Genomic DNA, 13,434 nt, shown 5'->3' with positions numbered 1-13,434 from the left:
TTTACCAGTAAAGAACAGCAACCATTTCATTATGGGGATGCCGTTATGTTAAGAATCAAATCCGTTTCATCCCATTACCCCGGTCAGAATACCGCGCGTATAAATGTCCTCCGTATTCGGCAAGCTAACTTAAATGGGCTTTTTAAAGGTGGATAAGATGGACAATTATCGTAACGATAATACAGCCAGGCGATATAAAGCACATGTTAGTATTTTAGGGACTACGCAATTGCATTTAAGAAATCCTTATATCATTGCATGGTGGTCCGCCGCGTTTCCCGGATTCGGGCATTTGCTGTTATCCAAATATATCAGGGGATATGCTTTATTTATCTGGGAAGTTGTCGTTAATTTGAAAGCAAATGTGAACCTTTCCATGATTTACTCGTTTCAAGGAAATATTGACATGGCAAAAGCCGTACTGGACACAAGATGGCTTCTCATGTATATTCCTGTTTACCTTTTTGGCATTTGGGACAGTTATCGCACAACCGTGGATATGAATAAAATTTATCTGTTAGCAGAGCGGGAGGAACACCGTTTTAATTCTTTTTCATTGGGCGCATTGGAGATTAACTACCTGGATAAGCGCAACCCCCTACTTTCCGTTATGTGGTCATTATTTGTCCCAGGATTGGGGCAGCTCTATATACACAGAGTTTTAACAGCAATTTTTGTCATTGTATGGCTGGTGGTGTTTTATTACCAGTCCCATTTCCAGGAAGCGGTTATACTTTTATTTTGGGGCAAAATAAAAGAAGCAACTTCGGTTATAAACCCGGAATGGCTTCTTTTCATCCCTTCACACTTTGGGTTTGCCGCTTATGATTCGTATATGAATACAGTCGAAAACAACAAACTTTTCGATAAAGAATTACGACAATATTTAACCCGGCATTACCAGCCGGACGGTTTCCGGATACGAAAAGGACAAAAAGTGAAGTGATTGGTTTGCAGCTTTTTTCTACATTCGAAAGTAACGGATTTTTGGAAATGGCCATTTCAACACTGGAAAAGAAAGGGATTCCGAAAGAAAATATATTTGCGGTCCCGCTGGATAACCGAAAAGAAGAACGGAAAATTTTTGATACGCTCCACCGCTCGGACGGTACAAGCCTAATTGATATCGGCATGGGGATCGCCACTGCATTTTCTGTAATCGGCGCAAGCATCGGCTTTAAACTCGCCTGGGGGCCCATTTACTGGGGGCTGATTAGTGCATTTGCCGGGTTTATTGTGGGTTTTGCCATCCGGCTTGTAATGGAGCTGTTCATAAAGAAAAAGAAGCGTGTTTTAAAAGGGAAACACGCTGAAATCATTTTAATTGTTGAATGTGATTTGTCACAAGCAGAATCGGTTGAAAATATACTTTGGAGCCATTTTGCATTAGGGGTAGCAAAATTAAAATAATGGGTTTTGTAAGTACAAACAGGCCATACTCATTGCCAAGGGGATGGCCTCTCTTTACATCGTGAAAAACATTCCGCAGTGTTTTCCCTTCCCCTTGCCATTCTCTCAACAAGTGTACATGCATGGCGAGTGACCATAAATTTATCCGTCATGAAACAAATGTGATATAGAGCAGGTCCAATATTTCCTCGGGGGAATATCCGCGCACTTCCCGTTGATACAAGTAGGCATCACTTTTTAATGCCTCGAGCAGCATGTCCGCTTTGAAGACATTGTTTCGAACGGCTTCTTTTTCATTATTCATCTCATGATACAGTTCTACCAGCAACCGGTGCAATTCATCATATAAAGGGCTGCGTGTTCCTGCCTTTTTTCGATTTGTTGTACCGGCGTCCTCCACACCTTTAAGCAATTGCATTTTGCTTTCCCTGAAACGGAGAAATATACGGAGAGCGCCTTTTAATCGCTGTTCCGGCGGCTCTTTCCGATTGTGTTCCAAATACGTTTGAATGTCTTTGAAACACGAAACCACATTGCCTTTTATCAAATCCAGACATAATTCTCCTTTATTTCGATAACGGCGGTACAGCGTTCCCGGCCCAATCCCGGCTTCTGTGGCAATTTGATTCATGCTGACTTGTTCAACCCCGAACTGCTCAAACAGCCGGATTGCGGTAGCCAATATACGTTGGCGATTCTCAGCTGCATCACGCCGTTCCGCCCGTGCGGAGCCTGGTTTTTCATCCTTCAACTTTATCACTCCCGGAAAAAATCGTTGACAAGCGGAGACATCTCCGTTTAATATGAACTGGAGAGCTCTCCACTTCTTAATATTAACCAAATGAACAGGAGTTGACAATTCATGCAAAATCAATCCAGTAAAGCTGCATTGTTGGTCTTGGATATGCAAAACGGCATGGTATCCCGTTTTGCCGGAAATGAAACAATGCTGCGCCCGAATCAAAAAGCAATCGAAAGCGCCCGTGCACATCATATCCCGGTTATTTTCGTCCGTCTTGGATTTAGTAAAGGTTACCCTGAAATTAACCAAGGCCATCCAACTTATGCCCGAGTTGCTGAATACGGCGACATGACCATTTTCGATGAAGCGACACAGATCCACCCATCCGTTCAACCTTTAGAAAATGAACCGGTTGTTACAAAATACCGGATAAGCGCCTTTTCCGGCAGCAATCTCGAAATGATCTTGAAAGCCCAGGAAATTGACACACTCATTCTTAGCGGCATTACCACAAGCGGTGTCGTTTTATCGACATTGCGGGAGGCCGCTGATAAAGATTATTCCTTAATCGTACTCCGGGATGCCTGCCATGATGGCAATCCCGACATTCACCACATGCTGATGGAAAAATTATTCCCTGTCCAGGCAAAAGTAATGACGGTCAGTACCTGGGCCGGCACTTTGGATTAAAAAAAGGGCCTGTTTTGAAATCAGCAGAACAGGCCCTGCCAACCAAGTCGAAGGAAGGAATGAAACTTGTTCCACACTGGTAAAAAGAAAAACGAAGCTGCAATTGAAAATCACTTTAATCAAAAACTGATATTGCCAATGATTTTGGGTTCCATTCTCAACCCCATCAACTCTTCTATTATGTCAGTGGCGCTAATTCCAATCGGACAGGCATTTCATGTTCCGCCTTCAGAAACCGCATGGCTTGTTGCCGCTTTATATCTTGCTACTGCCATTGGGCAGCCGGTAGTTGGGAAGCTGATCGATCTGTTCGGACCCCGTTCCCTTTTTTTAACAGCGACTTCATTGGTCGGAATTTCAAGTTTCATTGCCATTTTTGCCCTGGATTTTTGGTGGCTTGTTGCAGCAAGAATTTTGCTCGGATTGGGTACGTGCGCCGGGTATCCCGCATCTATGTACCTGATTCGCAGTGAAGCTGAACGAACAGGCGAAGCAAGCCCGGGAAGCATCCTGGCGACACTCGGAATTGCAAGCCAAACGATTGCCGTGATCGGGCCTGCCCTAGGCGGTGTACTCATCGGTGCCGGGGGTTGGAAAAGCATTTTTATCGTCAATACTCCATTATCGCTTGCTTGCATTTTATTGGGATACTTCCGATTTCCTAAAGTCCCGCCAGAAGCGGTGGAAGGGAAAAAGCTTCTTGCCATTGATTTTACGGGCATTGCCTTATTTGGCATCACATTAACTTCCCTTTTGCTGTTTCTCATGCATCCAAGCTTGTCGAAGATTGCTTTTTTGATAGTAGCAGGGATTGCAGGGGCCATTTTTGCTGCGGCCGAGTTAAAAATAAAAAATCCTTTTATCGATATTCGGGTATTCAGCGGGAATATCCCTCTGGTTCTCACTTATGCAAGAGGGTTGCTTTCAGGTCTGGTTGCTTATTCCTTCATTTATGGGTTTCCACAATGGCTGGAAGACGGAAGGGGTTTATCCGCATCTAGCGGCGGGCTGCTGATGTTGCCGATGTCTTTAACCGCCATTGCCGTAACCCGGGTGACAGGGAAAAGCCCCGCCATCCGTTTAAAATTAATAGCTGGCAGTATTGTTCAGTTTATCGCCGTCTCATTGCTGCTTTTTACTCATCATACAACGAGTGTTGTTTTGATCGCCTTTATTGTCCTTCTGCTGGGGATTCCACAGGGTCTTTTGAATCTGGGCAACCAGAATGCCGTCTATTATCAGGCGAATCCACAACAAATCGGGGCTTCAGCCGGTTTGCTCCGAACATTTATGTACTTGGGTGCCATTCTTGCTTCGGCGGCAAACGGGCTGTTTTTAAAATCCGGGGCAAATACGCCGGGAATTCATCATATCGGCTTATTTTGCGGCGGCGTCACCTTGCTCCTCATCCTGATTACCGTGCTGGATCATTCGTTAAGCATCGTAAACGATAAAGCCGGAGTGAAAAGGTAAAGTTAAAAATGCCCGGTTTAATCAAACGTTTGATTAAACCGGGCAAATGCCGTTTCTTTCTGGCCATGTGCAGCGGGATATGTAGAATCCTTCCGCGTGAACTTTTGGCCGGATGTTGTCTGCTTTCCTTCGCTTAAATGCCTATGCCGCTTGCTATTTAAAAACCAGTTCACTTATAACTTAAATTTTGAAACAAGGGAATGGAGATGCTCCGCAATTTCCACCAGTTTATGCGCGCTTTCAGCCACTTCCTCCATAGAACTTCCAATTTGCTCGGTTGCTGCTGACGTTTCCTCAACACCTGCTGCTGATTGTTCAGTAATCGCTGCGATTTCTTGTATAGAACCATTCATTTTTTCGGTTGTGCCGGAAATTCCTGACAAATTGGCAGCCACTTTTCGAATATGGGCAACCATGTCTGAAATCCGCTCATTGATCTGCGTAAAGGTTTCCTTTGTTACGCGAACGGTTTCTGTGCCTTGCTGTACTTCCTCATAGCTTTCATGCAAAGAATCCGTTACTTCTTTCACATCTTTTTGGGTTCCTGCAACAATCCCGCTAATTTCACTAATGGAACTTGCAACTTGTTCAGCCAGCTTCCGGACTTCTTCTGCGACAACGGCAAATCCTCTTCCGCTTTCTCCTGCCCGCGCTGCTTCAATTGCTGCGTTTAAAGCAAGTAAATTTGTTTGATCGGAAATCTCCTTAATGACCGTCACCAGTTTGGGAATCTTTTCCGAATGCTCATTCAAAGACTGCAGCTTCCCGGTAACTGATTGGATGACCTGATCAATTTTTTCCATTTGGCCCGAAGAGCGGTCCATTAGTTCATTCCCTTTATGCGCCAATGTCATAATTTCATTTGTAGATTGATGAACCTCATCCGCCTGTGCATTCGCCTCCTGCACATTGGATGTGAACTGCTTCATATTTTCAGACAGCTTTCCGGATTGATCTGCCTGTTCTTCAGCTCCGGATGCCAGTTCTTCCATCGTTGCGGTGATTTGCTGCGACCCTGTTTTTACTTCATTTGCCGCTTGCGCAAGCTCCTCGCTGGAATTTGACAACAGCCCTGAAGAATCTGCAATCTCATGGATCAGGCCCTTCAGTTCATCCTGCATATGGTTAATGCCGTCCGACAGCTTGCGGATCTCATCTTTCGTCTTGACCTTGATGTGCCCGGCCGTTAAATCATGGCCCGAAATTTTTCTGATATGATCCATTACCATTCCAAGCGGGGCTGCAATACTTCTCGTGAACAGCCATATGATGAACAGCCCGACGAGAAGTGTGATGCCCATAACGATTAAAAGTGAGTGAAGGATTTGTTCGGCCGGCTGGTTAAAATCTGACATATAGGCGCCTGCACAAACCGTCCATCCCCAGTAAGGATCCTTTTTTGCATACACCACTTTTTTGCCGACTTTGTGTTGATCATTCGGGTAACTGTATGAGAAATAGGTAAATCCGCCTGTTTTCCCGGCTCCAAGGACTTTATTGGCATAATGATTCCCGTCAGCATCTTTTTCATTTGAAATATTTTTTCCTTCTATAAAAGGATGCGCCACTTCAGTTCCTGTATCATCCAAAATAAACATGTATCCGTTTTTTCCCAAATCAATGCTTTTATTAACCGGACGTGTGCCATCCTTTTTCTTTTCACCGAGAATGGCAATTTTTACTTTTTCTTGTGCGTCACTTAAAGAAATTTTCCCGCTTTTCACTTCCTCATCCAGTACAGCTATCAACCGGATTGTTTCATTGACATTATTTTTTAGATTGGTTTTTCCCAGTTCATTTAAACTGGCGGCACTGCGGTTATAGCTTAAGAAACCTAAAATAAGCATTGGCACCACCAAAAGAACAATGGAAATGGCCATAAGCTTTTGCCGGATGGAGTGAAAGTCTTTCAATTTGGCAATCTTCATTTTGCTATCCCTCTTTTTTCAGAATCATTCTTAGACCTCGCGTTTGGTCAAGAATATTCGGTTTTCTACCCTGTTTTATCGGATAAAGTTTGAAATCCTTTACTTTTATAATTTTCTGACCATCGTTCCAACCTCGTCCTAGTGGATGTTTTCCAAAAATGGGTTTTTACACTGCCGCTTTCTTCCCCGGCACCAACTGCCAAAATTTTTTCCGGATTTTTGAAAAAAATGATTCCGGTACCTTGCAATAATTAATACTGTGTGTTATTCTCTCGTTAAAGGCAGTACTGAATATTAAACAGTACTGGCCGGTGTGCAACGGGAAGGATGTGAAGAAAGTTTGAATGTCCAGTTTAAAAAGGGGGTTTTGGACCTCTGTGTGCTCGTTTTATTAGATAAACAGGACCGCTACGGATATGAACTTGTCCAAAAAATTTCGGAGCAGATTGACATTTCCGAAGGCTCTATCTACCCCCTGCTGAGGCGGTTAACAAAAGAAGGTTACTCTACAACGTATTTAAAGGAATCTACGGAGGGGCCACCGCGCAAATATTACAAACTAACAGACAGTGGGAGGACTTTTCTCCACGAACTGCTCCTGGAATGGAAGGCATTCTCTGATGGGGTGAATCAACTGATAAAAGAAGGTGTGACTCATGAATAAAAAACAATTTTTATCCAAATTGGAATCTTCGTTGAAAAGCCTTCCTGCCAATGAACGCCAGGATATTTTGCAGGATTTTGAAGAACATTTCACCATTGGCTTGCAGGAGGGAAAAACAGAAGAACAAATTTCAACTTCCCTTGGTTCCCCGCACCAGATTGCAAAAGACATGGTTGCGGCCTACCATCTGGAAAGAGTGGAGACAAAGGCAACGTTCGGAAATATTTTGCGCGCAGTATGGGCCACGATTGGATTGGGATTTTTCAACTTGGCCATTGTACTGGGGGACGTTCGTAATGTCCCGCTTTTTCTATAGGCATTTATTAAACCCCGACGCAAGCTATCCGAGCTGTGATTCAATATTGGACAGTAATTCTAAGACATGGTTGGAGGATTTTTCCAACTGTTTTAGCGCACCTTCTCCAGTTTTCACCTCTCCCCTTTTAAAACTTTCCACTGCCTGTCTTGCATAATGATGGACTTCTTTATGCGGCTTTTCCAATTGTTTAAAAGCATCTATTTTCCTGATATTTTCAGGCAAATTTCCGTAATACCATTGGCCTAACCGGCAAGTTTCGTGAGAAGTCAACTCGTTTTCATCAATATTTCCCAGTCCCATCAGCATGTTATATACTTTCCACTTCCAAAGCAGGTGATCCGTTTTCGTGATTCTTACAATATCTTTTGAGCTAAACTTAATGTTAATCGTAAAAAAGTTTTTCCTAAAGTGATCCATTTTTTTGCTTAAATCAAATACTAATTTTGCTGTTTTTCGTGCAATCTCCTGGGACTGCTGACTGTGATTTCTTATCGTACTATTTAAATTTGCAATTTCGTTAATGGTTGCGGACTGTTCTTCACTCATTGAGGCAATTTGTGTAATCGATTCATTGATGTTTTCCATCATTTTTACAATTTCCATAATTTCTGTACCGGCAAGTTCGGCATGGCCGACACTTTCCTTTACAATTTTGCCTGTTTGCTGTATTTCTTGGATGACCTCATTGGCCACTTTTTGCAGCGCTTCCATGTTCGATGTAATACTGGAAATTTGAACTTTCGTATGTTCTGACAGCTCCCGGATTTCTGAGGCAACAACGGCAAAGCCAAGCCCGTTTTCTCCAGCCCTTGCAGCTTCAATGCTGGCATTTAAAGCAAGAAGATTGATTTGGTCAGCTATCCCCCTGATCACATTTATAACATCTTTCGTATTATGAATTTCTTTATCCAGCAGCTCTACTTTTTCAAACACGTTTTCATATACTTGCCCGACCATTTGAATATCTCCAAGCGCATGATCTACTACTCTTTTGCTTGTGAACACAGACTGGACTGCCTGGTCGGTCCCTTCCGCAACTTTGGTTGCATATTGGGCCACTTCCTGAATGGATGCGCTCATTTCTTCCGTTGCCGCCGAAACATTATCCGTCTCTTCTATTTGCCTGTTCATCGATTCAATTAATTGTTTGGTTTCATTAATTTTCGTTGTCTCATTCAGCATATCTGACATACCAAACAAAAAAGTTCTGAACGTTTCTTCCATATAAACTTCCACAATTAATTGTTGGTCAAACGCAGCTAACTTCTGAACAGCAAGGACAACCTTTGTCATTTTGTCGGGCGTATGATGTAAATGCTTCATGAGTATAGATCCCATCGATTGAATCAAAAAATGGTGGGCTGCAATAAAATTATCAGCCGTTAAATTAATCCTGCTATGGACTTTGCCAATTTTAATTCTTGTAAGCACATAGGTTTGATCCACTTCTGCTTGAAAAAACTGCTCCACATATGTTTTTAAAGTTTCATACAGCCTGTCGAGGGTGGAATATCGCATAATGAGTTTATGAAATTGTTCAACTGAAGTAAGCCTTTCATAAAAAATTTGAACCATCTTTTCCTTATAAGGCTCTATAATCGCTGCCGCTTCCCGAACATTTTGTAATGTTTCCTGATCCACACCGAGGTAATTTAATTTTTCCCGTGCCCTTCCTCCAATTTCCGTTATATCCGTATCATCGCAATAATGCATGTACTGGTCCCATGATTTTAACTTTTTTAAAAAGATCCCCATAACACTCTCCCTCTTTCCATTGATTTCCACATTATTACTATTTTCACAGGAAAAAAGTCACAAGTCAAGCGTTTCCATTCAATATTCCGGCTATATTTGGCGAATAGAAATGAATTTAAAGTCCTATTGTATGCTAAAAATATGACGCAAGGTTCGCTAAAAAAGTAGAAACTCTGTATATTACTCGAAGGGGTAGATGAGCAAAAAAATGGGAGGGCACTCTGACATCTAAATGTACACTTTGAAATGAAAATGTAGAGAGAGCATTCGCTTTTTGAAGTTTTCTGGCAGGTAGCGTACAATGATTTGTAGGGAAACTTATCTAACATAAATAAGGAGAGCGGATTTCATGTTAGAAGATTGGTTAAAGTCATCCCGTCATACGGTCGTCTTTACCGGAGCAGGGATGTCAACCGAAAGCGGACTACCGGATTTTCGTTCAAGACATAACGGACTGTGGAAAAAGAAAGATCCAAGTCAAATTGCCAGTACGAAAGCCCTGAATGAAAATGTCGAAGCATTTATCGCGTTTTATCGGGAACGCGTATTAGGTGTAAAAGAATTTGGACCGCATCAAGGTCATTATATTTTAGCCAAATGGGAACAGCAAGGGTTCATTCGCTCAATTATTACTCAAAACGTGGACGGCTTTCATCAGGAAGCGGGCAGTAAGCGGGTCGCTGAATTGCATGGGACCCTTCAAAAAGTCCATTGCCAAACGTGTGGAAGAGAATATAGTAGTGAAAACTATGTCAATAACGATTTCTACTGTGAATGCGGCGGGGTGCTACGACCAAATATCGTATTATTTGGTGAAGCGCTGCCACAAGAAGCTTTTCAATTTGCTCTGGAGGAAGCAGAGAAAGCAGACCTTTTTATCGTCTTAGGTTCCTCTTTATCCGTTACACCTGCCAACCAATTTCCTTTAATCGCCAAAGAGAACGGTGCAAAATTAGTGATTGTGAACATGGAACCGACCCAATTTGATCGGTATGCCGATCAAGTGATTCATGATAAAAAGATCGGTCAATTACTTATAGAACTGGATAAAAAGATATCATCCCCAATTAAAAAAGTGTGAAAATTCGATAGGTAAATATTTAGTAATTAGAATTATATGTTTGAAGGTATTGCTAAAAGTGGAATTATAATTGCCTGTTTTCGGGTTGTTATGGCCATACTCCCCCCTCCCCACATTTGCAGGCGTTTCAATTTCCAGTATTCCGTTTCAGCTTCGACACCCAGTCAATCAGCCGTATACTTTGAAATATTTGCCGGAATGCCTTTTTATGAGCGTATATTTCACAAATGTTCAAGATGACATTCGTACGCCAGCCGCATAGATAAATTCCCTTTGGAAACGATTGATCGTATAAGAGCGATACGCTGGCGTACAGTATTCTTTTTTAAAGATCTCAAATAAATTTTTTAAAAAAAGTTTGATCATTTTTTACTTCTGGTATTCCACAATCGTGTAGTTAATAGAACAAGTATTCATCAATTTAAGACGACTATACCTAGATCTTCTCATTAGCATGCTTCGCCAAAAATTGATAAAGTTTTAACGCATATTCCGCACGTAAATTTTTCCATTTTATGATTTTTTTAAAGGAATTTTCCCCTTCTTTGTAGAATTGAATGATTATCTAAACTAGGGGAAGACGAGGGAATTTTTATGTCAGATCAAATTTTAACCTTACATGTGGGGCCGTCTCAACTTTTATCTAAACTGTGTGATGAAATAGAACTCGAAAAGACCATTAATGATTTAGTTAAATGGGATTCTGTCCGTTGTCATATCTCACCTGGAACAAGGATTAAAGCCCTTGTCTTAAACATTTTATGCAGCGGCAAGCCCCTTTATAAGGTTCATGAATTCTATCAAAACCTAGATTCTGAGATGCTTTTCGATACATCGATTTCACCCGATCAATTAAATGATGATGCATTAGGAAGAGCATTAGATTACTTGTATAAAGCCGAAGCATGGAAAGTATATTCCACCCTTGCATTAAAAGCATTAAAAAAATTGAATCTTCCTATTGGTGTACTCCATAACGATACAACATCAATTTCTGTTTACGGTGAATATAAACAACCGAAGAAAGATGGACTGCAAATTACGTACGGGTATAGTAAGGCCCATAGGCCTGACTTAAAACAAATCGTTCTGGGGATGGGGGTCACACCTGAACGAATTCCTATTCTTGCAAAAGTAGAAAATGGGAATACTTCGGATAAATCTTGGAATGTGGAATTTATTCAAAAGATGAGAAAAATCCTTTCCCATGAAGATTGGAAAAATCTCATTTATCAAGCCGATTCTGCATTAATCACAACGGAAAATCTAGCGGAAATTCAACAACAAAATTTATCGTTTATTTCCCGTTTACCTGATACATTCGGTTTAAGCACAGAACTAAAGAAAGAGGCATGGTTGCTCAATAACTGGGAAAGGGTAGGCTCACTTAGCAATAAAAAAGACGCAGCTATTTACCAAATTCAAGCTTTTGAAAGACAAATTCAAAACCTTCCTTACCGGTTTCTTGTTGTCCACTCAAACAATTTAGATCAACGAAAAGAGAAAACCCTAAATCGGGCGATCGAAAAGGAAGAAATACAATTAAAAAAAGAGATAGAAAAACTGAGTAAAGTTATCTTTCATTGTAAAGAGGACGCACTAGAAGCAATTCAATCTTTTAAGAAAAAACAAAAGGCTTCATATTTCTGTTATAAACTAAACGTCCAGATGAGTGATCAACCTATCAAACGAAAAAAGAGAGGAAGACCTAAAAAGGACGAACAGACAAAACAAGAACAAATCTATCAAATACAACTGGAATCGTTTGAAAAAGATCATGATTTTATCGAAAATAAGAAAAAAATGCTCAGCACTTTTGTTTTAATCACAAATAAATTAGACGAGGAGACACTATCCAATCAAGAAGTTTTGAGGGTTTATAAAGGACAGTCGGCCGCTGAGACCCGTTTCCGATTAATCAAAGATTCACAAATGATTGATGCCATTTACTTGAAAACCCCAGAAAGGGTTGAGGCCTTAGGTATTGTGTATGTGATGGCTTTATTAATCTATGGAATTTTAGAATATCGAGTTAGAAAAGAACTGAAAGAAAAGAACCTATCTCTAATCTTGAAAGGAAAAAGGAAACTCTATCAACCCACAGGCCAAGCATTGTTAGAGCAATTAGAAGATATTACCGTGATCCTTATAAATCAAAATCAACAAAAAATAAGGCTCTTACCCGATAATATTGATTCACAAGCCAAAAAAATCATTGAATTATGCGGGTATGATGTATCAATATACGTGTCAAAAAATGTCGAAAACAAAGGCGAATAACACACAACAGGAGGAATTCATGAAAAGAATGTCGAATTCAATAGAACTTTATCGAAAATTCCTCAAAAATAAGAAGATATCATCCCACCAAACCATTTAAATATAGTTCATTCAAAAATTAGAATGAATTTTATTTAAGACATGCGAAATGTGGGTTTTAATCCAAGTTTAGCATTTTTAGTAGCCAGTGAAATTGACCTCTTTTTCCCAAAATCTATAATCGGCAAAGCGAAAAGTTGTTGATGATCGATATGTTTAGCACTTATTTCAGGAACAATTGTGATGCCCATTCCAGCCATTACGGCTCCAAAAATAAAATCACCAAAAGCTACTTCACTAATGATATTAGGCTTGTAACCCAGCGAATCCATTTGTTCTTTAATCCGCCTTCTTGTATCACAAGGAGCTTGATGAACAATGAGGGGTTCTTTGCATAGATCAACAAGCTGAACCGTTTTTCGTGATCGAAGACGGTGGTCTATGGGAAACACCGCATAATAAGGCTCCGTAAACAATTCCCAACTCCACAACGATTCCTTTGTACTCAGGGTATCGATTAAGACAACGTCAAGTCTTCCTTCCTCTAATGATTGTACAAGTTCATCTGAAGTGTTTTGAATCATTAATGTTGTTGGCTGATCCAAAGAACGTAACTCCTTAATTCTCGAGGGTAAATAATAAGTGGCCAAACTAGGTAGACTTCCTATCGCTATTGGTGCCGTCCGGGAAAACTGTCGTAATTCTTGACGAATCGAAGCTAGCTCATCTATGACTGGTAAAATCCGGGTGCGGAAATGTTGACCAGCCTCCGTTAGTTCAATGCCGGTTGACGTTCTATGAAACAACACGACGCCAAGTTCATTTTCCAAATTTCGTATATGCTTGCTCAATGCTGGTTGAGAGATGTTGTTGGATTTTGCGGCTTTAGATAAACTTTTTTGTTTCGCAGCCTCCACAAAACTTTGCAGCCACTCCGTATTCATTCACTTCACCTTATTCCGTTATAACTATTTGTTATATCCATCTAACACAATGATTATTCCTTTTATCCTGTCCTTGTAGTAATCTTGCACATATAGGGACCCATTCATT

At 40.9% G+C, this 13,434-nt stretch carries 11 protein-coding genes and 2 pseudogenes; 8 read left to right on the top strand and 5 right to left on the bottom strand.

The window, feature by feature from the left end:
* Window positions 1-157: 157 nt before the first annotated feature.
* Entirely contained in the window at window positions 158-946 is a 789-nt protein-coding gene (locus tag NSS95_RS00750) for a hypothetical protein (RefSeq protein ID WP_026104498.1), read from the top strand.
* Between the two features lie 5 nt (window positions 947-951).
* Entirely contained in the window at window positions 952-1,410 is a 459-nt protein-coding gene (locus tag NSS95_RS00745) for a hypothetical protein (protein ID WP_026104499.1), read from the top strand.
* 148 nt (window positions 1,411-1,558) lie between these two features.
* On the opposite strand, the gene NSS95_RS00740 is transcribed toward NSS95_RS00745, so the two are convergent.
* Entirely contained in the window at window positions 1,559-2,170 is a 612-nt protein-coding gene (locus tag NSS95_RS00740) for a TetR/AcrR family transcriptional regulator (RefSeq protein ID WP_225620934.1), read from the bottom strand.
* Window positions 2,171-2,272: 102 nt separating this feature from the next.
* Here NSS95_RS00740 and NSS95_RS00735 point away from each other — a divergent pair, with 102 nt between their 5' ends.
* Together NSS95_RS00735 and NSS95_RS00730 are read left to right on the top strand one after the other, a co-directional pair.
* Window positions 2,273-2,842 carry a cysteine hydrolase gene (locus tag NSS95_RS00735; RefSeq protein ID WP_014096440.1) on the top strand — a complete coding sequence of 190 codons (570 nt, stop codon included), beginning with the start codon at window positions 2,273-2,275 and terminating at the stop codon, window positions 2,840-2,842.
* Window positions 2,843-2,908: 66 nt separating this feature from the next.
* Window positions 2,909-4,315, top strand: a complete 1,407-nt coding sequence (locus tag NSS95_RS00730; RefSeq protein ID WP_328229323.1) for an MFS transporter — start codon at window positions 2,909-2,911, stop codon at window positions 4,313-4,315.
* Window positions 4,316-4,488: 173 nt separating this feature from the next.
* Here the strand turns inward: NSS95_RS00730 and NSS95_RS00725 are convergent, their stop codons facing one another.
* Window positions 4,489-6,243: a methyl-accepting chemotaxis protein gene (locus NSS95_RS00725; protein ID WP_340713726.1), complete on the bottom strand. Its 1,755-nt coding sequence runs from the start codon at window positions 6,241-6,243 to the stop codon at window positions 4,489-4,491.
* Between the two features lie 340 nt (window positions 6,244-6,583).
* On the opposite strand from NSS95_RS00725, the gene NSS95_RS00720 reads away from it, so the two are divergent.
* Both NSS95_RS00720 and NSS95_RS00715 read left to right on the top strand, forming a co-directional pair.
* Entirely contained in the window at window positions 6,584-6,907 is a 324-nt protein-coding gene (locus tag NSS95_RS00720) for a PadR family transcriptional regulator (protein WP_014096443.1), read from the top strand.
* Window positions 6,900-7,193, top strand: a pseudogene (locus NSS95_RS00715) (HAAS signaling domain-containing protein); the annotation flags it as partial. The gene NSS95_RS00720 and the pseudogene NSS95_RS00715, both read left to right, overlap by 8 nt.
* A 54-nt stretch (window positions 7,194-7,247) precedes the next feature.
* On the opposite strand, the gene NSS95_RS00710 reads toward NSS95_RS00715, so the two are convergent.
* Window positions 7,248-8,981, bottom strand: a complete 1,734-nt coding sequence (locus NSS95_RS00710; protein ID WP_340713725.1) for a methyl-accepting chemotaxis protein — start codon at window positions 8,979-8,981, stop codon at window positions 7,248-7,250.
* Between the two features lie 349 nt (window positions 8,982-9,330).
* On the opposite strand from NSS95_RS00710, the gene NSS95_RS00705 reads away from it, so the two are divergent.
* Window positions 9,331-10,062 carry an NAD-dependent protein deacylase gene (locus tag NSS95_RS00705; RefSeq protein WP_014096447.1) on the top strand — a complete coding sequence of 244 codons (732 nt, stop codon included), beginning with the start codon at window positions 9,331-9,333 and terminating at the stop codon, window positions 10,060-10,062.
* Window positions 10,063-10,189: 127 nt separating this feature from the next.
* On the opposite strand, the pseudogene NSS95_RS00700 reads toward NSS95_RS00705, so the two are convergent.
* A pseudogene (locus tag NSS95_RS00700) lies at window positions 10,190-10,428 on the bottom strand (hypothetical protein); the annotation flags it as partial.
* Window positions 10,429-10,656: 228 nt separating this feature from the next.
* Between NSS95_RS00700 and NSS95_RS00695 the strand changes: the two are divergent.
* Window positions 10,657-12,342 carry an IS1634 family transposase gene (locus NSS95_RS00695; RefSeq protein WP_340713724.1) on the top strand — a complete coding sequence of 562 codons (1,686 nt, stop codon included), beginning with the start codon at window positions 10,657-10,659 and terminating at the stop codon, window positions 12,340-12,342.
* A 134-nt stretch (window positions 12,343-12,476) separates the two neighbouring features.
* Here NSS95_RS00695 and NSS95_RS00690 read toward each other — a convergent pair whose 3' ends face one another.
* A complete protein-coding gene (locus NSS95_RS00690; RefSeq protein ID WP_104851083.1) occupies window positions 12,477-13,325 on the bottom strand; it encodes a LysR family transcriptional regulator in 849 nt (282 codons plus the stop codon).
* Window positions 13,326-13,434 lie beyond the last annotated feature (109 nt).

The sequence above is a fragment of the Weizmannia sp. FSL K6-3076 genome (assembly GCF_038007245.1).
GTDB lineage: Bacteria > Bacillota > Bacilli > Bacillales > Bacillaceae_C > Weizmannia > Weizmannia faecalis.
This window is presented reverse-complemented; position numbering and strand designations above follow the sequence as displayed.

Excerpts from the sequence above, each read along its gene's own strand:
- NSS95_RS00750 (WP_026104498.1), top strand. The coding sequence starts at position 158 with ATGGACAATTATCGTAACGATAATACAGCCAGGCGATATAAAGCACAT.
- NSS95_RS00690 (WP_104851083.1), bottom strand. The coding sequence starts at position 13,325 with ATGAATACGGAGTGGCTGCAAAGTTTTGTGGAGGCTGCGAAACAAAAA.
- NSS95_RS00735 (WP_014096440.1), top strand. The coding sequence starts at position 2,273 with ATGCAAAATCAATCCAGTAAAGCTGCATTGTTGGTCTTGGATATGCAA.
- NSS95_RS00705 (WP_014096447.1), top strand. The coding sequence starts at position 9,331 with ATGTTAGAAGATTGGTTAAAGTCATCCCGTCATACGGTCGTCTTTACC.
- NSS95_RS00695 (WP_340713724.1), top strand. The coding sequence starts at position 10,657 with ATGTCAGATCAAATTTTAACCTTACATGTGGGGCCGTCTCAACTTTTA.
- NSS95_RS00725 (WP_340713726.1), bottom strand. The coding sequence starts at position 6,243 with ATGAAGATTGCCAAATTGAAAGACTTTCACTCCATCCGGCAAAAGCTT.
- NSS95_RS00710 (WP_340713725.1), bottom strand. The coding sequence starts at position 8,981 with ATGGGGATCTTTTTAAAAAAGTTAAAATCATGGGACCAGTACATGCAT.